The organism is Pantoea sp. CS_6 (assembly GCF_041954745.1).
In the GTDB taxonomy this organism is placed as follows: domain Bacteria; phylum Pseudomonadota; class Gammaproteobacteria; order Enterobacterales; family Enterobacteriaceae; genus Pantoea; species Pantoea stewartii.
This window is the reverse complement of the sequence record NZ_JAVAYG010000003.1, coordinates 94,693-114,147: the sequence shown is the minus strand read 5'-3', so window position 1 is coordinate 114,147 and position 19,455 is coordinate 94,693. Positions and strand designations below refer to the sequence as shown.

Here is a 19,455-nt window from a genome sequence, read left to right as displayed (position 1 = left end):
ACGGGAAACGATTTAATAAGGATTTAAGCAGATGAAATTACGCGTAATCGCCTTAGGCCTGCTGGCCGCTTTGGGGTCAGCCAACGTTCTCGCCGATGCGTCGAGCGACCTGCAACAGCGGCTTAATAAAGTTAACAGCTTCCACGCCAGCTTTACTCAAAAGGTGACCGATGGAAGCGGTGCCAACGTGCAGGAGGGTGAAGGCGAGCTCTGGGTTAAGCGCCCCAGTCTGTTCAACTGGCATATGACCGCACCCGACGAGAGCATCATTATTTCTGACGGGAAATCGTTATGGTTCTTTAACCCGTTTGTTGAACAAGCTACGGTCAGCCTGTTGAAGAATGCGACCAGCAATACACCGTTTATGTTGATTGCCCGTAATCAGGCCAGTGACTGGCAGCAATACAACGTAAAACAGCAGGGTGACAAATTTGAACTGACGCCGAAGAAAAGCGATGGCAACCTCAAGCAGTTCACGATTGACGTGACGCCAGATGGCACCATTAATCAGTTTAGCGCCATCGAGAAGGATGGGCAGCGCAGTAACTACCAGCTAAAGAGCCAGAAAAACGGCCCTATTAGCCCGGATAAATTCACATTCACCCCGCCAAAAGGCGTCACGGTGGATGACCAACGTCAGTGAGGTGGTAGTGGGTAACCTGTCCCTGGATTTTTCCAGTGAAGATTTTAAACCGCTGGCCGCGCGTATGCGGCCAGCAACCCTGAAGCAATACATTGGACAGCAGCACCTGCTGGCTGCGGGTAAACCGTTGCCGCGCGCGATCGAAGCGGGGCACCTGCACTCCATGATTCTCTGGGGACCGCCAGGGACAGGAAAAACAACGCTGGCCGAGATTATCGCTCACTATGGCAATGCGGACGTTGAGCGTATTTCTGCGGTCACCTCTGGTGTCAAAGAGATTCGTGAAGCCATTGAACGCGCAAGGCTGAGCAAGCAGGCGGGCCGCCGCACTATCCTGTTTGTAGATGAAGTCCATCGCTTCAACAAAAGTCAGCAGGATGCGTTTCTTCCCCATATTGAAGACGGCACTATCACGTTTATCGGTGCCACGACAGAAAATCCCAGCTTTGAGCTGAACTCCGCACTGCTGTCACGTGCTCGTGTCTATTTACTTAAATCCCTGACCACAGAAGATATTGAGCAGGTGCTTGACCAGGCGATGCAGGATGCCAGTCGGGGTTATGGCAACAGCGATATCCTGTTACCTGACAATACGCGGCGTATGATTGCGGAACTGGTCAACGGCGATGCACGACGTGCTCTGAATACGCTGGAAATGATGGCCGATATGGCCGAAACCAACGGCACAGGCAAACGTGAGCTGACGCCCCAGTTGCTGACCGAAGTGGCGGGGGAACGGTCTGCCCGGTTCGATAATAAAGGCGATCGCTTTTATGACCTGATTTCTGCCTTGCATAAATCCGTCCGGGGATCGGCGCCGGATGCCGCCCTGTACTGGTACGCCCGTATTATTACCGCCGGTGGCGATCCGCTGTATGTCGCGCGTCGGCTACTGGCCATTGCGTCTGAAGACGTCGGCAATGCCGATCCACGAGGCATGCAGGTGGCTATTGCGGCCTGGGACTGTTTCACCCGGGTTGGTCCGGCAGAAGGGGAGCGAGCGATTGCGCAGGCCATTGTCTATCTCGCCTGTGCGCCAAAAAGTAACGCCGTCTATAACGCGTTTAAGGCGGCGATGCGTGATGCACGCGACCATCCAGATTTCGATGTTCCCGATCATTTGCGCAATGCCCCCACGAAGCTAATGAAAGAGATGGGGCTGGGCGAAAGCTATCGCTATGCGCATGACGAAGCCAATGCCTATGCTGCGGGTGAAGTCTATTTCCCACCCGAAATGGCGCAAACGCGTTACTATCATCCCACTCAACGCGGTCTTGAAGGCAAAATTGGCGAAAAGCTGGCCTGGCTGACCGAACTCGATCAAAATAGCCCGACAAAACGCTACCGCTGAAACAGACGTTGCGGTAATGTGGTCAATGTTTTCAACGCATTCCAGCGGGAGTGCGTCCCCTTCTTTTAACTCATAAATACACAGGATAAGCATGCTCGATCCCAATCTGCTGCGTAATGAGCCAGACGCAGTCGCAGAAAAACTGGCACGCCGAGGATTTAAACTGGATGTGGAAATGCTGCGTTCGCTCGAAGAGCGTCGCAAAGTCTTGCAGGTTGAAACGGAAAACCTGCAGGCCGAGCGCAACTCCCGCTCCAAATCCATCGGTCAGGCCAAAGCACGTGGGGAAGACATTGAGCCACTGCGTCAGGAAGTGAACAGCCTGGGCGAACGCCTGGATGCGGCTAAAGCAGAACTGGACGAGCTGCAAAATCAGATCCGCGATTTCAGCCTGGCGCTGCCGAATCTTCCTGCGGATGAAGTGCCGCTGGGGAAAGACGACACGGAAAACCTGGAAATCAGTCGCTGGGGTGAACCCCGCCAGTTTGATTTTGAGGTGAAAGATCACGTTGAGCTGGGCGAAGCGGCTAAAGGGCTGGACTTTGCTGCGGCAGTGAAACTCACCGGCTCACGCTTCGTGGTTATGCAAGGCCAGATTGCTCGCCTGCACCGTGCGCTCAGCCAGTTCATGATTGACCTGCACACGGAACAACATGGTTATCTGGAAACTTACGTCCCTTACCTGGTCAACCATGCGACCTTATACGGTACAGGCCAGTTACCTAAGTTTGGTGAAGATCTGTTCCATACCCGCCCGCTGGAAGAAGAATCCGAAAGCAGCCATTACGCGCTCATTCCGACCGCTGAAGTGCCGCTGACTAACCTTGTGCGGGATGAAATTGTTGAAGAAGAGAGCCTGCCGCTGAAGCTTACGGCACATACACCCTGCTTCCGCTCTGAAGCAGGCTCCTATGGCCGTGATACGCGTGGGCTCATCCGTATGCACCAGTTCGACAAAGTTGAAATGGTACAAATCGTCGCGCCTGAAACCTCTATGGATGCGCTGGAAGAGCTGGTTGGCCATGCTGAAAAAGTGTTGCAACTGCTGAACCTGCCGTATCGCAAGGTCTTGCTGTGCAGCGGTGATATGGGCTTTGGTGCGACAAAAACCTACGATTTAGAAGTATGGTTACCGGCGCAAAATACCTACCGTGAAATCTCTTCTTGCTCAAACATGGGGGATTTCCAGGCTCGCCGTATGCAGGCGCGAACCCGCAATAAGCAGGATAAAAAACCGCGTCTGGTGCATACCCTGAATGGCTCGGGCCTGGCCGTAGGACGTACACTGGTTGCCGTGCTGGAAAATTACCAGCAGCAGGACGGCCGCATCGCCGTGCCAGAGGTATTACGTCCTTATATGAACGGCCTGGAATTTATTGGCTAAGCGTTCACCCTGTCTTAAATAACCCAGCTCAGGCTGGGTTTTTTTATCTTTACCGCAAGGCATCCTTCAACACGTTTAAAATTTATCACAAATAAACATTATCGATGACGACGCGGGCAGAAAGCGTAAAAATTCAGATTATCATAGAGATAGCGCAAAGTTATCTGATGCCTGACAGATGGCTAACTTACTGAAGATAAATAATTTAAATGGTCACGCAGCAAAATGTGCTGCACCCTCATTCCTCCCGTTGACTTTACAACGCGCGATGGCAAACTGCGCGCAATTTCCTTCATTTCTTTTGGTTTTTATCCCCTATGTCGACCTGGTCACGTCCTGTGATATTGCTGCTCTGCGGCCTGTTATTAATGACCGTTTCCATTGCGGTACTGAATACGTTAGTGCCCCTTTGGCTGACGCATGATGCGCTGGCAACATGGCAGGTAGGCGTGGTGAGTTCGTCGTATTACACCGGTAACCTGCTGGGCACTTTAGTGGCTGGCTGGCTGATCAAGCGATACGGTTTTAACCGAAGCTATTATCTGGCGACCGGCCTTTTTGCGCTGTCGACACTGTGCATGCTGGCGCTGGAAGGATTCTGGGCATGGACATTGCTGCGCTTCACGGCCGGTATCGGCTGCGCGTTAGTCTGGGTCGTGGTGGAAAGCGCATTGTTATGCAGTGGAACAGTACGTAACCGTGGGCAGTTGCTCGCTGCCTATATGATCGTCTATTACCTGGGTACGGTTGCCGGACAACTGCTGGTGAGCAAACTGTCTACCGAATTACTGAGTGTGATTCCCTGGGTAACCGCCACGGTCATCAGCGCCATCTTACCGTTAATCTTCACGCAGGTTTCTGCCAACAGCGATACCGTAGAAGCTACGCCAGGCGGACGAATTTTACCTATGCTGCGTCGTCGCAGTTCTCGTCTCGGTATTAACGGCTGTATTATTTCTGGCATTGTTCTGGGATCGCTGTACGGCTTGATGCCGCTCTATCTTTCTCATCAGGGTATGAGTGATGCCAACGTGGGTTACTGGATGGCCTTGCTGGTGAGTGCCGGCATTGTCGGACAGTGGCCGATTGGTCGGCTTGCTGACCGCTTTGGCCGCATGATGGTACTGCGAGTGCAGGTATTTGTGGTGATCCTCGGCGCGATTGCGATGCTGACAAATGCCGCGATGGCCCCAGCCCTGTTTGTGCTGGGGCTGGCAGGTTTTACGCTTTATCCGGTCGCTATGTCATGGGCCTGCGAAACCGTGGCGCACCATGAACTGGTGGCAATGAATCAGGCGCTGTTACTGAGCTACACCGTGGGCAGCCTGGCCGGACCAAGCATGACGGCCATGCTGATGCAAAGTTATTCCGACCGTCTGCTGTTCGTTATGATCGCGGCGGTAGCGCTGGTTTACCTAGTCATGTTACTGCGTAAAGCCGATCACCATGCCACGCCAGTGGCACATGCCTGATCATAACGATAACCAGGCGGTGACACTTAACCTTCGCCGTCTGGCTGCGCTGACTGTCAGACGGTTATCGTTTACTGACTGCGGTGACGTGGCCTGTCAATACATCACTTCATGTCCGTAGCTGGCAAGAATATGCTTGACCCGTTCCATGGTCGCTTTACTGGGCGGTTTTACACCGTCGAGCTTGTACTCTTCACCCATCGCAATCCATTTATGCTTACCCAGCTCGTGATAAGGCAGAAGCTCAATCTTCTCCACATTTGCCATATCCTGCGTAAATGCACCTAAGCGATGGACACTGTCATCATCATCAGAATAGCCGGGCACGACGACGAAACGAATCCACGTCCGTTTTCCTTTCTTCTGAAGATAGCGCGCAAAATCGAGTGTGCGATGATTCGACACACCGACAAGAATCTGGTGGATGTCATCGTTCATCTGCTTGAGGTCAAGCATCACCAAATCTGTTGCATCCAGTAATTCATCAATAACGGGATCGTAGCGGCGGACAAAGCCGTTGGTGTCAAGGCAGGTATGAATGCCCTCAGCTTGACATGCGCGAAACCAGTCGCGCACAAACTCCGCCTGCAAAATGGCCTCACCGCCTGAAGCCGTCACCCCGCCACCGGACGCATTCATGAAATGGCGATAAGACAGAACGTCCGCCATGAGCGCGTCGACGGTAATTTCTTTGCCGCAATGCGTGTCCCATGTATCACGGTTGTGGCAGTACAGGCAGCGCATCAGGCAGCCCTGAAAAAAGGTGATAAAACGGATGCCGGGACCGTCTACGGTTCCGCATGATTCAAATGAGTGGATGCGACCAATGGCAGACATTGCGATGTATTCTCCTGATGAGCCTGCGAAGCAGGTGGCGCACTCTCCGGTGCGCTCTGAACGGGAAATCAATTTTGGTGGTTATCCGTCATACAGACAGCGACCAAACCTGACTCGAAAGAAGAGGCTCCATGAAGGAGCCTCAAGGGTGAACTAGAGTGACTGGGTAAAGGTACGGGTAATCACGTCCTGCTGCTGCTCTTTGGTGAGCGAGTTAAAGCGAACGGCATAGCCCGAAACGCGGATGGTTAACTGAGGATATTTCTCAGGGTTATCCATTGCGTCCATCAACATTTCCCGGTTCATCACGTTAACATTCAGATGCTGGCCGCCTTCAATACTGGCCTCATGATGGAAGTAACCATCCATTAGTCCTGCCAGATTGGTTTTACGTACATTATCATCTTTGCCAAGCGCATTAGGCACGATGGAGAAAGTATAAGAGATACCGTCTTTAGCGTACGCAAAGGGTAATTTCGCTACCGAGGTCAGCGATGCTACCGCTCCTTTCTGGTCGCGACCGTGCATGGGGTTAGCGCCGGGGCCAAAGGGGGCGCCTGCACGGCGGCCGTCTGGCGTATTACCGGTTTTCTTGCCATAAACGACGTTAGAGGTAATGGTCAGAACGGACTGCGTTGGCACCGCGTTGCGATATGTTTCCAGTTTCTGAATTTTCTTCATAAACCGTTCAACCAGGTCGCATGCTAGGTCGTCCACGCGCGGATCGTTGTTACCGAACTGGGGATAGTCGCCTTCGATGTCGAAATCAATTGCCAGGCCATCTTCATCACGTACGGGTTTCACTTTGGCATATTTAATGGCTGAGAGTGAATCCGCAGCTACAGACAGTCCGGCGATACCGCAGGCCATGGTGCGGTAAACATCACGATCGTGCAGCGCCATGAGTGACGCTTCATAGCTGTATTTATCATGCATGAAGTGGATGATGTTCAGTGCGGTGACATACTGTTTTGCCAGCCAGTCCATGAAGTGATCCAGACGGGCCATCACGACGTCGAAATCGAGCACTTCATCCATGATTTTGGCTTCTTTCGGCCCCACCTGCATTTTCAGTTTTTCGTCCATGCCGCCGTTGATCGCGTACAGCAAGGTTTTTGCCAGGTTGGCGCGGGCACCAAAGAACTGCATTTGCTTGCCGACGATCATAGGGCTGACACAGCAGGCAATGGCGTAATCATCGTTGTTAAAGTCAGGACGCATCAGGTCGTCATTTTCATACTGCAGTGACGAGGTGTCGATTGAAACTTTAGCCGCATATTTTTTGAAGTTAACGGGCAGTTTTTCAGACCACAGAATGGTCATGTTTGGTTCAGGGGAGGGGCCCATGGTGTACAGCGTGTTCAGGAAACGGAACGTGGTTTTACTGACCAGCGTGCGACCATCAACGCCCATCCCCGCCAGCGATTCGGTGGCCCAGATAGGGTCGCCAGAAAACAGCTCATCGTATTCCGGTGTACGCAGGAAGCGGACCATGCGCAGTTTCATGACCAGATGGTCAATCAGTTCCTGTGCCTGCTCTTCGTTCAGTTTACCTGCCTGGAGGTCGCGTTCGATGTAGATATCGAGGAAAGTCGACACCCGGCCAAAAGACATGGCCGCGCCGTTCTGTGATTTAACTGCAGCCAGATAGCCATAATAGGTCCACTGAACGGCTTCAGCCGCGTTGGTGGCCGGGCCAGAAATATCATGACCGTATTTGGCTGCCATCGCTTTAATTTGTTCAAGCGCACGGTGCTGATCAGCAATTTCTTCCCGCAGGCGAATCGTGGCTTCCAAGTTTACGCCGTTTTCAAGATCGTTTTGCAGTGAGGTGAACTGAGCAAACTTATCCGTCATCAGATAATCAATGCCGTATAGGGCAACACGACGATAATCACCAATGATGCGTCCACGACCATAAGCATCAGGCAGGCCGGTCAATACGCCAGATTTACGGCAGCGTAAAATGTCAGGTGTATAAACATCAAAAACACCCTGGTTATGCGTTTTGCGGTATTCCGTGAAAATCTTTTTCAGAGACGCGTCGAGTTCACGACCATAGACCTTGCAAGAGCCTTCAACCATTTTGATACCGCCAAAAGGAATAATGGCGCGTTTCAACGGGGCTTCGGTTTGCAGGCCAACAATTTTTTCCAGTGATTTATTGATGTAACCGGCATCGTGGGAAGTGATGGTTGAGGCAAGATCGGTATCAAAATCGACTGGTGCATGGGTGCGGTTTTCAATTTTGATGCCTTCCAGCACGCTCTCCCACAGTGTTGTGGTGGCCTCGGTGGCACCGGCCAGAAAGGACTCGTCGCCTTCATAAGGCGTATAGTTTTTCTGAATAAAGTCGCGTACGTTGACGCTGTTCTGCCATTCGCCTTCAGTAAATCCCTGCCAGGCTGAAGCGAGTTTTGCATTACGTTCGGTCATAATATACCTGCCTTATTTAAGGAGACTTTTGCTCTCGGGCGTACCAGGCTGCGATATGCCGTTGAGACAGGATTAGTGCGTTTCTTTACCACCGCGTAAGTAAATTACCCAGTAGGTCAATCCGACTAGCAGGCCGCCGCCAATGATGTTACCGAGCGTGACCGGAATCAGATTGTCGAAAATAAAGTTTTTAACGGTGAGGGCCGGGAACTGTGCTGCTGTGGCCCCTGCGGCCTGCCAAAACTCAGGCCCGGAAAAGTCGCGTATCACGATCGCGAAAGGAATCAAAAACATATTGGCGATACTGTGTTCAAAACCACAGGCGACAAACATGGCCACCGGCAAAATCATAATCAGGCTTTTATCGGTCAATGTCCGTCCTGAATAGCTCATCCAGACCGCCAGGCAGACCATCAAATTGGCCAATGTGCCGAGGCAAACGGCTTCGATGAAAGTATGATGCATTTTATGGTCGGCTGTTTGCAGGACGTTTAATCCCCACGCGCCGTTTGCCACCATCTGTTCACCGGAGAACCACATGAGCGTGACGAAAAATAACGCGCCAGCCAGGTTACCGATATAAACGGTTATCCAGTTTCGTGCCAGTTGCCCCCAGGTGATGCGTCCACTGGCTTTGGCGACCACAATGAGGACGGTAGATGTGAACAGATCGGCACCGCATACCACGACCAGTATGAGTCCCAGTGAAAAACAGATGCCGCCGATCAGTTTTGCCAGGCCATAAGGCACAGCACCGCTGCCCGTGGTAGCCGTGATGTAAAACACGAAAGCAATCGAGATGAACATGCCCGCAGTAAAGGCCAGAAAGGTCGTGGTGAGGGGATGTTTAGTGGCTTTATAAACGCCAGCATCTTCAGCCACTTTCGCCATCGCGGCGGGTAATAACAGATTAAAAGGATTGTCAGCTTTCACACTAACTCACTCCAAAAGTTGTCTGAAAAAATGATAACAAAGGCAACAGTTACAGAAGTTGATTTGGATCATGATCAGCCATGCAAGGACGGAGCGTGTTTCACTGAAAGACGGGATTTTTGCGGTTAATTTATTGAAATATAATGATTAAAAATATTTTAAATTATGCAGTTTTTGTTTAATGGAGGGCGGAGTGCCGTCAGGACGATCTCTGCGGAGTTAACGAAATGCATCTGTTATGTTGCTTTAAATAATGATGATAAAAACGCTGAACAATACATCCCTTAAATACTTATTCTCAAAAAAAGAAAGGCACCCATTAAATAAGGTGCCTGTGAGATTATTATCGCTTTATCCTGAAACAGAGCCGCGAAAGATTAGGCGTTTTTCCAGTAAAGACGTTTCGCCTTTTGCAGCTTTTCATAGGCAGCAAGCAAAGCCTGATGAGCAGGGAAAGCCTTAAGATCGCTGTCTACCGGCTGGAGGCCATTGAAGGCCGCCTCACCGCTGATTGCGGCCGAGGCGGCGTCGACAGCGTCAGCACCATACATACGCACAAAGGCTGCGTGATACTCAAGCGGATTCCGCTCATCTTCCATCGCCAGCAGCAGCAGAGTTTGCAGACAGCGGTAATAATTTGCACGCTCCGGGCTGAATACGGAGCCATTAAATTCCATTGTCCATTCCGTCCAGATCAGCGCCTGATCGAGATCACCGCCAGCCAGGGCCAGCATGGCTTTGAGTTCGCCAATGCGCAGCGTGTACCAGCCGTTATCTTTGCCTGTCGCCAGTCCCAGCAACTCGCGGACACGCGTGAAGTCATCAAAACCTTCTTCGTCCAGCTGAGAAATTAAATCCAGGTACTCTTCCGGATTCCAGTTGCTGCCGGGCAGGGCCAGAAGCGTTTCACGAATACCTGCACCCATGCTGTTATTCGCCAGCAACAAGTCTTCAGCCGGATAAATATCTGACATACCGGGCACAATAATGCGGCAGGCATACACACCGAGGTGCTCATAATCAGCGATGTAAACGTCCTGACCTTCGGCTTTGAAAATCGCCATGAGCGTACTGAATTCCTGCTCGGTGGTGCCATCAAATTTCCAGTCAACGAAGGGATAATCCGCTGTTTCTTTAAACAGATCCCAGGAGATCAGGCCGCTTGAATCGATAAAGTGGGTTTCCAGGTTGGCGTGCTCTGCCACTTCTTCATCATCAAACGTGGGCGGCGTGAACACATCCAGATCTTTCAGGCTGCGGCCCTGAAGCAGTTCGGTAACGGTACGCTCCAGCGCGACACCAAAATCAGGGTGCGCGCCAAAAGAGGCGAAACAGGTGCCGTTGGCAGGATTAAACAGCACAACGCAGATAACCGGATATTTCCCACCCAGTGATGCGTCATAGGCAAAAATCGGGAACCCTTCGGCTTCCAGACGGGCGATGGCCTCAACCACATCGGGGTAACGCGCCATCACGGATTCAGGAATGGCAGGCAGGCTGATGGACTCGGCGATGATACGATTTTTAATATAGCGCTCGAAAACTTCTGACAGCCCCTGTACCCGTGCCTCGTTGGCCGTGTTGCCGGCGGACATGCCGTTCGACACATACAGGTTACCGATAATATTCATCGGAATATAAACGGTCTGCTGATCGGACTGACGGGTAAAGGGCAGGGCGCAGATGCCGCGTGCGCTGTTACCCGACTGGAGATCGATTAAATCTGAAGCGGAGAGGGCGTTTTCAGGATCGTAAAAGGCGCGCAGGCGCGCATCCAGGATGCCTTCAGGCAGGCTGTCGTCTTCAGGCAGAGCAAACCATTTTTCATTGGGATAGTGAACAAAATCCCCCTGGGCGATACTGTTGCCAAGCCAGAAATCAGCAAAAAAGTAATTCGTGGACAGGCGTTCAAAATATTCCCCCAGCGCCGAGGCCAGAGCGGCTTTTTTGCTGGCGCCCTTACCATTGGTGAAGCAGAGGGGGCAGTCGCGATCACGAATGTGGACAGACCAGACGTGTGGCACAGGATTCAGCCAGGAGGCTTCTTCAATATTAAAACCCAGATCCTGTAATTTGGTCTGGAAGCGTGAAATGGAGTCTTCCAGGGCGGCATCTTTGCCCGGGATAAAAGTTTGCGTCATGGTGCCGCTCTCTCTGTAAATGGGGAGACATAAAGCGCGCAATGATACGTTTTTTGCCGTCTGTTCGCTATCAAGACGCCGCAATTTTACCGTCGTTTTTCTCATGCTTTGTCATCTGAGCCAAAGCCGGGATTGCATGAAAGGAAGCCGCCTCACAATATTTCGTGCCGGATTACATTGGTAATATAACCTTCGGTGCGTCATGCCGAAAAAATGTGACCGCAGTTCGATTTATGATTGCAGCCACCAGAAGGCAGTGATAAAACCGAATCGTTATTCATAACCGTTCGATATGACAGTGGTGAGGGAAATGACGCAAATTTATAATTTTAGCTCTGGGCCAGCGATGCTGCCGAGCGAAGTACTCCGCCGTGCAGAACAAGAACTGACAAACTGGCATGGTCTGGGAACTTCAGTAATGGAGATAAGCCACCGCAGTAAAGAATTTATTCAGGTGGCAGAAGAGGCTGAAGCGGACTTCCGCGATCTGCTGAAAATTCCTTCCAATTACAAAGTATTATTCTGTCATGGCGGCGCACGTGCGCAGTTTGCTGCTGTACCGGGCAATTTACTCGGCAGTGCGACCAGTGCGGACTATGCAGATGGAGGCTACTGGGCTCACAGTGCCATTAAAGAAGCGGAAAAATATTGCTCACCGCGAACGCTGGATGTCAAAACGACCCAAGAGGGTAAGCGCGCCATCCTGCCGATGCGCGAATGGGATGTCAGCGACACGGCCGCCTATTTGCATTTTTGCCCAAATGAAACCATTGACGGTCTGGCTATTGACGAAGAGCCTGACTTTGGTGACAAGGTTGTGGTCGCCGATCTTTCCTCCACGATTCTGTCACGCCCAATTGATATCAAGCGCTATGGTGTGATTTACGCAGGTGCGCAGAAAAATATTGGTCCGGCTGGCCTTACCCTGGTTATCGTACGGGACGATCTTCTCGGCAACGCGCATCAAAGCGTGCCTTCCATCCTTGACTACACCGTTCTGGCTGAAAATGATTCCATGTTTAATACGCCACCTACGTTTGCCTGGTATCTGAGTGGCCTGGTCTTTAAGTGGCTGAAGCAGAAGGGTGGTGTCGCTGAGATGGAAAAAATTAATCAGGCAAAAGCCGGATTACTCTATGGTCTCATCGATAACAGCGATTTTTACCGTAACGATGTGGCACTGCAAAACCGTTCCCGGATGAACATTCCTTTCCAACTGGCTGATGCCTCGCTGGACAGCCTCTTCCTGGAAGAGTCATTTAAGGCAGGTCTGCACGCATTAAAAGGTCACCGTGTTGTGGGCGGCATGCGTGCCTCAATCTACAATGCGATGCCATTAGAAGGCGTTAAAGCGCTGACCGATTTCATGATTGATTTCGAACGCCGCCACGGCTAAGTCTTTCACTGTCAGTGGAATGACTGACACCCGACTCCGCCCTCTGGCGGAGTCATCGTTTTTTAAGGATTACGTTTCACATGCAAGATTCCCTGACCCTTCAGCCCATCGCTCGCGTTAATGGTACGGTTAATTTGCCCGGTTCCAAAAGCGTGTCAAACCGTGCGCTTCTGCTTGCTGCACTGGCGAAAGGTAAAACCCGATTAACTAATCTGCTGGACAGCGACGATGTTAAGCACATGCTTAATGCGCTTGATGCACTGGGTGTTGAGTTCACGCTTTCCAGCGATCGTACGGTGTGCGAGGTGACAGGAAAGGGTGGGCCGCTGCATGCATCACAGCCCACAGAGCTGTTTCTGGGCAACGCCGGCACCGCTATGCGGCCGCTTGCGGCAGCGCTTTGCCTGGGTGTGCAGGATGTCGTCCTGACGGGCGAACCACGCATGAAAGAACGCCCTATCGGGCACCTGGTCGATGCACTACGGCAAGGTGGGGCTACTATAGACTATCTCGAAAATACAGATTATCCCCCAGTCCGCCTGCGGGGTGGGTTTACTGGCGGCGACGTTACAGTAGATGGCAGCGTATCCAGCCAGTTTTTGACCGCGCTTCTGATGATGGCTCCGTTAGCTGAAAATCCTACCCGTATTAGCATTAAAGGTGAGCTGGTTTCCAAACCTTACATCGACATTACTCTGCACCTGATGCGCTGCTTTGGTGTCGAGGTTGAGAATCAGCAGTATCAACACTTCCTGATTAAGGGTAAACAGCACTACCAGTCACCAGGTGAATATCTGGTGGAGGGGGATGCGTCTTCTGCCTCCTATTTTCTTGCCGCAGCCGCAATCAAAGGCGGTACCGTGCGTGTCACCGGCATTGGTCGCAACAGCGTACAAGGCGATATTCGCTTTGCGGATGTACTCGAAAAGATGGGTGCATCAATTGAGTGGGGCGATGACTATATTGCCTGCACGGCCGGGACATTACGCGCTATTGATATGGATATGAACCATATTCCTGATGCTGCCATGACCATTGCCACTGCGGCATTGTTTGCAGAAGGTACGACGCAACTGCGCAATATTTATAACTGGCGAGTTAAAGAAACGGATCGTCTGACGGCTATGGCAACCGAGTTGCGTAAAGTCGGTGCCGAGGTGGAAGAAGGGCACGATTTTATTCGCATCACGCCGCCTGAGACGTTGAAGCATGCCGACATCGGCACGTATAACGATCACCGTATGGCGATGTGTTTCTCGCTGGTTGCGCTGTCCGATACGCCCGTTACCATTCTTGATCCTGGCTGTACGGCAAAAACCTTCCCTGATTATTTTGAACAGCTGCAAAAAATTAGCGAAAACGCCTAATCCCCTCGCCCGATGTCGTGCATCGGGCTCATCATCTTCAGGACGCTTTTCCACGCCGGAGGCCTTTTTCCTGGCTAAATTTCTCATTGCCTCTTCTCAAAAGGTAACTAAGCGTCGCCGGGCAGCGTATAATGCCCGACATTTGTGACGGCCAACCGGCCAAAATGCGCGCAGCAACAGGAGGGAATGATGACAGCAACTGCCCCGGTCATAACAATTGATGGGCCAAGTGGCGCGGGAAAGGGCACCCTGTGCAAGGCGATGGCGGAAGCATTACAGTGGCATTTACTGGATTCCGGCGCAATTTATCGTGTACTGGCCTTAGCCGCATTACATCATCAGGTCGATATTGAGTCTGAAGAGGCGTTAGTCCCTATCGCCGCCCATCTTGATGTGCGTTTCCTTTCTCATCATGGCGAAATGCAGGTCATCCTGGAAGGGGAAGACGTCACCAGCGAAATTCGTACCCAGGAAGTCAGTAATACCGCCTCACGCGTCGCGGCTTTCCCTCGCGTTCGGGAAGCGCTGTTACGTCGTCAACGCGCGTTTCGCGAGGAACCCGGTTTGATTGCAGACGGGCGGGATATGGGCACCGTCGTTTTCCCCGATGCGCCTGTAAAGATTTTCCTTGATGCCAGCCCGGAAGAACGTGCTCAGCGACGTATGCTACAGTTGCAGGAGAATGGCTTTAATGTTAACTTTGATCGCCTTTTAGCCGAGATAAAAGAACGCGACGACCGCGATCGCAACCGTGCTATCGCACCGTTAGTCCCTGCCGCTGATGCTTTGGTGTTGGATTCAACCCAGATGTCCATCGAGCAGGTTATTGATAATGCGTTAAATTATGCCCGCAAAACGCTTGGTGTGTAATCTTCCGGCTTAAACGAATGTATTAACCCTGTGCCACGGATCCGGTGCTGGGCATGTGAAACAACCCCATCCGACATGATGTCAGATGGACGTTAAATTGAAGAATCCTAAGATTATCAATATGACTGAATCTTTTGCTCAACTATTTGAAGAATCCCTGAAAGAAATCGAAACCCGCCCGGGTTCCATCGTTCGTGGCGTTGTTGTCTCTATCGACAAAGACGTTGTTCTGGTTGATGCGGGCCTGAAATCTGAATCTGCAATCCCTGCAGAGCAGTTCAAAAACGCAGCCGGCGAACTGGAAATCCAGGTTGGTGACGAAGTTGACGTTGCTCTGGACGCAGTGGAAGATGGCTTCGGTGAAACTCTGCTGTCACGTGAGAAAGCTAAGCGTCACGAAGCTTGGATCACGCTGGAAAAAGCTTACGAAGAAGCTGAAACTGTTACCGGTATTATCAACGGCAAAGTCAAAGGTGGCTTCACAGTTGAGCTGAACGGTATCCGTGCGTTCCTGCCAGGTTCACTAGTTGATGTGCGTCCAGTACGCGACACACTGCACCTGGAAGGCAAAGAGCTTGAATTCAAAGTGATCAAGCTTGATCAGAAACGCAACAACGTCGTGGTTTCACGTCGTGCGGTTATCGAATCTGAGAACAGCGCAGAGCGCGATCAGCTGCTGGAAAACCTGCAGGAAGGCATGGAAGTTAAAGGTATCGTTAAGAACCTCACTGACTACGGTGCATTCGTTGATCTGGGCGGTGTTGACGGCCTGCTGCACATCACTGACATGGCCTGGAAGCGCGTTAAGCATCCAAGCGAGATCGTGAATGTTGGCGATGAAATCAACGTTAAAGTCCTGAAATTCGACCGCGAGCGTACCCGTGTATCTCTGGGTCTGAAGCAGCTGGGCGAAGATCCATGGGTGGCTATCGCTAAGCGCTATCCAGAAGGCACCAAGCTGACTGGTCGTGTAACCAACCTGACTGACTACGGCTGCTTCGTTGAAATCGAAGAAGGCGTTGAAGGCCTGGTACACGTTTCAGAAATGGACTGGACCAACAAAAACATCCATCCGTCTAAAGTTGTAAACGTAGGCGATGTGGTTGAAGTGATGGTTCTGGACATCGATGAAGAGCGTCGTCGTATCTCCCTGGGTCTGAAGCAGTGCAAATCTAACCCATGGCAGCAGTTCGCTGAGACCCACAACAAAGGCGATCGCGTTGAAGGTAAAATCAAGTCAATCACTGACTTCGGTATCTTCATCGGCCTGGACGGTGGCATCGACGGTCTGGTTCACCTGTCTGACATCTCCTGGAACGCGACTGGCGAAGAAGCCGTTCGTGAGTACAAAAAAGGCGACGAAATCGCTGCCGTTGTACTGCAGGTTGATGCAGAGCGCGAGCGTATCTCTCTGGGCGTGAAACAGCTGGCAGAAGATCCGTTCAACAACTACATCACTTTGAACAAGAAAGGTGCTATCGTCACCGGTAAAGTGACTGCAGTTGATGCGAAAGGTGCTACAGTTGAATTGGCAGACGGCGTTGAGGGTTACCTGCGCGCTTCTGAAGCTTCAATGGACCGTATCGAAGACGCTACACTGGTTCTGAACGTCGGTGACGACGTTGAAGCTAAATTTACTGGCGTTGACCGTAAAAACCGCGTAGTGAGCCTGTCTGTTCGTGCTAAAGACCAGGCTGACGAGAAAGAAGCTATCAACACTGTTAACACCAAACAGGAAGAAGGCAACTTCTCAAGCGCAATGGCTGAAGCGTTCAAAGCGGCTAAAGGCGAGTAATCGACCTTGCACCGGGCGGATTCATCCGCCCGGTTTCGGTAAAGGCTGTCATACATTCCTGTAGGGATTAACCGGAGGTTACATGACCAAGTCAGAATTGATTGAAAGGCTGGCGGGACAGCATACTCATATACCGGCGAAAGTCGTTGAGGATGCAGTCAAAGAGATGCTTGAGCACATGGCCACAACGCTGGCACAGGGCGAACGCATTGAAATCCGGGGATTCGGCAGCTTTTCGTTGCACTATCGCGCACCGCGCACTGGCCGTAACCCGAAAACGGGTGACAAAGTGGATCTGGAAGGTAAATACGTTCCCCACTTCAAGCCGGGCAAAGAACTGCGTGACCGTGCTAACATCTACGGCTAAGCCGATACCGAAACGCCTAAACGACATCTCCGGATGTCGTTTTTTTTTGCCCGCGTGATTATGTTCGCTCTCCCGCAAAAAAATGCGTCTGCGCTGCAACGAATTATCCTCTCTGGAAACCCTTTCTTAATTCACTCTTTACGCGCTTTACCCTGAAAGTCTGAAGGACATACTTACGCCAGTTCATCAGCGGGATACGGTATGTTGACATGGATTGGACTGGCGAGACTGGCCTCGCTGACCGCGTTACCCTTACTGATCGTGCCTCAGCTCCCTTCGCGAACGTTTATTGTCGTGATGCTGCTGTGTGGCACTTGTCTGGTGGGGATGTCCGTACGTTATGTCCGCATCGCAGGCTATACGCTTTTGCTGGCCGCCTGGGGGCTGGTTAATGCGCAATCCCTGGTCAACGACACGGAATGGATGAGTACCCGACCCGCCTGGTTTGTCGTGCAAATTGAAGAGGTAAAACAAGACGCGTCACGTATTCGGGTCAGAATGTTGAAAGCGGGAAACCGGATTTTCTTTCCTCCCCGTTTTGCCTGGCTGTCACTGCAGGATAACGCTACAGCCTATTGTCCGGGGCAGCGCTGGCAAATGCGGCTCAGGTTACGCGCTGTTCATGCCAGACTCAATGAGGGAGAATTCGACGCACAACGCTTTGCCATGGCGAATCATACCCCGGTGCAGGGGCGCATTATCAAGCAACATCCTGTGCAGTCTGAATGCAGCTGGCGTTGGCAGCATATTCGTGACCACAGGCAACATTACGAACATTTACCCGCTTCGGCTACGCTGGAGGCACTGGCTTTTGGCATTCGCGACAATCTGAGTGAGGCAACCCGTCAGCTGTTACGTGATACTGGAACGGCGCATCTTATGGCCATTTCAGGTATGCACATTGGCCTGGCCGCGGGCACCGGATGGCTACTGGCGCGGGGCAGCCAGTTTTTGTTACCGGCACGCTGCATTAGCTATCTGTATCCGCTCATTGTCAGTTGGCTCTGTGCCGCACTCTATACGTGGCTTTCAGGGGCCCAGGCGCCAGCGCAGCGGGCATTACTGGCACTGACGCTATGGGCAATAACACGTATAACAGGTATACAGCTCAGCCCCTGGCAAATCTGGACGCTCTGCGTAGGGTTGTTGCTGGCACTGGATCCGCTTACCGTTCTCTCGGACAGCTTCTGGCTGTCGGTGCTGGCGGTGGGGATGTTGCTGACCTGGTATCGCTGGTTTCCTCTGGCCGAGCGCTTTCGTGACAGGCGGCGCTGGTTTTTACTGCAACTCCTTCATCTGCAACTGGGAATGATGATCCTGATGGTGCCGCTTCAGGCCGCATTATTTAATGGCATCAGCCTGACCGCGCTGTTCGCTAATCTGTTTGCGATTCCTGTCGTGTCGTTTATTACGGTGCCATTGATACTCATCACCCTGTTGCTACCTTTCCCGGCATTATCAGTGTGGGGGTGGCAGGCGGCCGATCTGTCCCTGCGGTTTCTGTTCTCCGGCCTTGTCCTGCTACCGGCAGGCTGGTGGCCGCTGCAAGGCGCACCTTTCCTGATAATAGCCATATGGGGAGGGCTACTCCTGTGGCGTTCCGGCGTACTGTTCTCCATGCCGTTCAGTTGTAGCGCTGTCGCACTGGCAATCCTGTTTTCCCGCCATGCTAAACCGGAAGCACTATGGCGCATTGATATGCTGGACGTGGGGCATGGATTGAGCGTCGTCGTCAGTCAGGGCGGTGAAGCGGTGCTCTACGATACCGGTCCACGCTGGAAATACAGCGATGCAGGGAGCCGCGTTATTCTGCCCTGGCTTGAACGTAAAGGACTCAGACTGCGGGAGGTTATTCTCAGCCACCGGCATCTTGACCATACCGGCGGGCTGTCGGCTATTCTGCAACATGTCCCTACTGTACGGGTGCGCAGCGGACTTACAGAAAGCGGGCATTTACCCTGTGTACGCGGTACCACATGGCGCTGGAAACGGCTACATTTCCGGGTGCTCTGGCCAGCAACGTCTCCCAACCAGGGGGAAAACAACGATTCATGCGTGGTGAGTGTGGATGATGGAAGCGTCCGTTTGTTACTCATGGGCGATCTGGAAACCGAGGCGGAGCGGCAGTTAGTGCGGCTGGAAAAGCAGCAGTTAAAGGCGGATATTCTGCAGGTACCTCATCATGGCAGCCGGACATCCTCATCGCGCATACTGCTGCGCAGCATCGCCGGCCATACCGCAATCGCCTCTGTAGCACGCTATAATGCGTGGCGAATGCCCGCGAAGTCCGTGCTGCGAAATTACCGTGAACACGCTTATGACTGGCGTGATACCGGTCAGTCCGGACAAATAAGTATCAAAATAGAGGCAAACACCGTGCAGGTTTTTTCCTTCAGAGAACAATTAGTGCCCCGTTGGTATCATCAGTGGTTTGGCGTCAAACGCGAATCCAGGTAGAATGAC

Annotated in this window: 14 protein-coding genes; 10 read left to right on the top strand and 4 right to left on the bottom strand. The window is 52.1% G+C overall.

Annotated features, from left to right (window positions below):
- The first annotated feature begins 31 nt into the window (after window positions 1–31).
- From lolA to RAC90_RS05740, 4 genes are all read left to right on the top strand, one after another.
- Window positions 32–643, top strand: coding sequence for an outer membrane lipoprotein chaperone LolA (lolA, locus tag RAC90_RS05755; RefSeq protein ID WP_375124104.1), 612 nt, complete (start codon window positions 32–34; stop codon window positions 641–643).
- Between the two features lie 7 nt (window positions 644–650).
- Complete coding sequence (locus RAC90_RS05750) at window positions 651–1,994, top strand: replication-associated recombination protein A (RefSeq protein WP_133745304.1); 1,344 nt, start codon at window positions 651–653, stop codon at window positions 1,992–1,994.
- A 91-nt stretch (window positions 1,995–2,085) separates the two neighbouring features.
- Window positions 2,086–3,378: a serine--tRNA ligase gene (gene serS / locus RAC90_RS05745; RefSeq protein WP_039341327.1), complete on the top strand. Its 1,293-nt coding sequence runs from the start codon at window positions 2,086–2,088 to the stop codon at window positions 3,376–3,378.
- Window positions 3,379–3,695: 317 nt separating this feature from the next.
- Entirely contained in the window at window positions 3,696–4,850 is a 1,155-nt protein-coding gene (locus tag RAC90_RS05740) for an MFS transporter (RefSeq protein ID WP_006118615.1), read from the top strand.
- Between the two features lie 96 nt (window positions 4,851–4,946).
- Here the strand turns inward: RAC90_RS05740 and pflA are convergent, their stop codons facing one another.
- The 4 genes from pflA to ycaO all read right to left on the bottom strand — a co-directional run bounded on the left by pflA (window position 4,947) and on the right by ycaO (window position 11,197).
- Window positions 4,947–5,687 (bottom strand): pyruvate formate lyase 1-activating protein, encoded by a 741-nt coding sequence (gene pflA / locus RAC90_RS05735; protein ID WP_039341323.1) that lies wholly within the window; start codon window positions 5,685–5,687, stop codon window positions 4,947–4,949.
- A 153-nt stretch (window positions 5,688–5,840) separates the two neighbouring features.
- Window positions 5,841–8,123, bottom strand: coding sequence for a formate C-acetyltransferase (pflB, locus tag RAC90_RS05730; protein ID WP_324020110.1), 2,283 nt, complete (start codon window positions 8,121–8,123; stop codon window positions 5,841–5,843).
- A gap of 72 nt (window positions 8,124–8,195) precedes the next feature.
- Window positions 8,196–9,056, bottom strand: coding sequence for a formate transporter FocA (focA, locus tag RAC90_RS05725; protein ID WP_033737642.1), 861 nt, complete (start codon window positions 9,054–9,056; stop codon window positions 8,196–8,198).
- Between the two features lie 377 nt (window positions 9,057–9,433).
- Complete coding sequence (ycaO, locus tag RAC90_RS05720; RefSeq protein WP_058707603.1) at window positions 9,434–11,197, bottom strand: 30S ribosomal protein S12 methylthiotransferase accessory factor YcaO; 1,764 nt, start codon at window positions 11,195–11,197, stop codon at window positions 9,434–9,436.
- Window positions 11,198–11,507: 310 nt separating this feature from the next.
- On the opposite strand from ycaO, the gene serC reads away from it, so the two are divergent.
- The 6 genes from serC to RAC90_RS05690 all read left to right on the top strand — a co-directional run bounded on the left by serC (window position 11,508) and on the right by RAC90_RS05690 (window position 19,449).
- Window positions 11,508–12,593, top strand: coding sequence for a 3-phosphoserine/phosphohydroxythreonine transaminase (gene serC, locus RAC90_RS05715; protein ID WP_006118621.1), 1,086 nt, complete (start codon window positions 11,508–11,510; stop codon window positions 12,591–12,593).
- Window positions 12,594–12,673: 80 nt separating this feature from the next.
- Window positions 12,674–13,960 (top strand): 3-phosphoshikimate 1-carboxyvinyltransferase, encoded by a 1,287-nt coding sequence (aroA, locus tag RAC90_RS05710; protein WP_039341315.1) that lies wholly within the window; start codon window positions 12,674–12,676, stop codon window positions 13,958–13,960.
- A 189-nt stretch (window positions 13,961–14,149) separates the two neighbouring features.
- On the top strand, window positions 14,150–14,830 hold the full coding sequence (gene cmk, locus RAC90_RS05705; protein ID WP_006118623.1) for a (d)CMP kinase: 681 nt from the start codon (window positions 14,150–14,152) through the stop codon (window positions 14,828–14,830).
- Window positions 14,831–14,951: 121 nt separating this feature from the next.
- Complete coding sequence (gene rpsA, locus RAC90_RS05700) at window positions 14,952–16,625, top strand: 30S ribosomal protein S1 (protein WP_033737767.1); 1,674 nt, start codon at window positions 14,952–14,954, stop codon at window positions 16,623–16,625.
- An 82-nt stretch (window positions 16,626–16,707) separates the two neighbouring features.
- The gene (gene ihfB / locus RAC90_RS05695; protein ID WP_003849360.1) at window positions 16,708–16,992 is read left to right on the top strand and encodes an integration host factor subunit beta; all 285 of its coding nucleotides are present in this window, start codon (window positions 16,708–16,710) and stop codon (window positions 16,990–16,992) included.
- A 201-nt stretch (window positions 16,993–17,193) separates the two neighbouring features.
- Window positions 17,194–19,449: a DNA internalization-related competence protein ComEC/Rec2 gene (locus RAC90_RS05690; protein WP_375124103.1), complete on the top strand. Its 2,256-nt coding sequence runs from the start codon at window positions 17,194–17,196 to the stop codon at window positions 19,447–19,449.
- Window positions 19,450–19,455 lie beyond the last annotated feature (6 nt).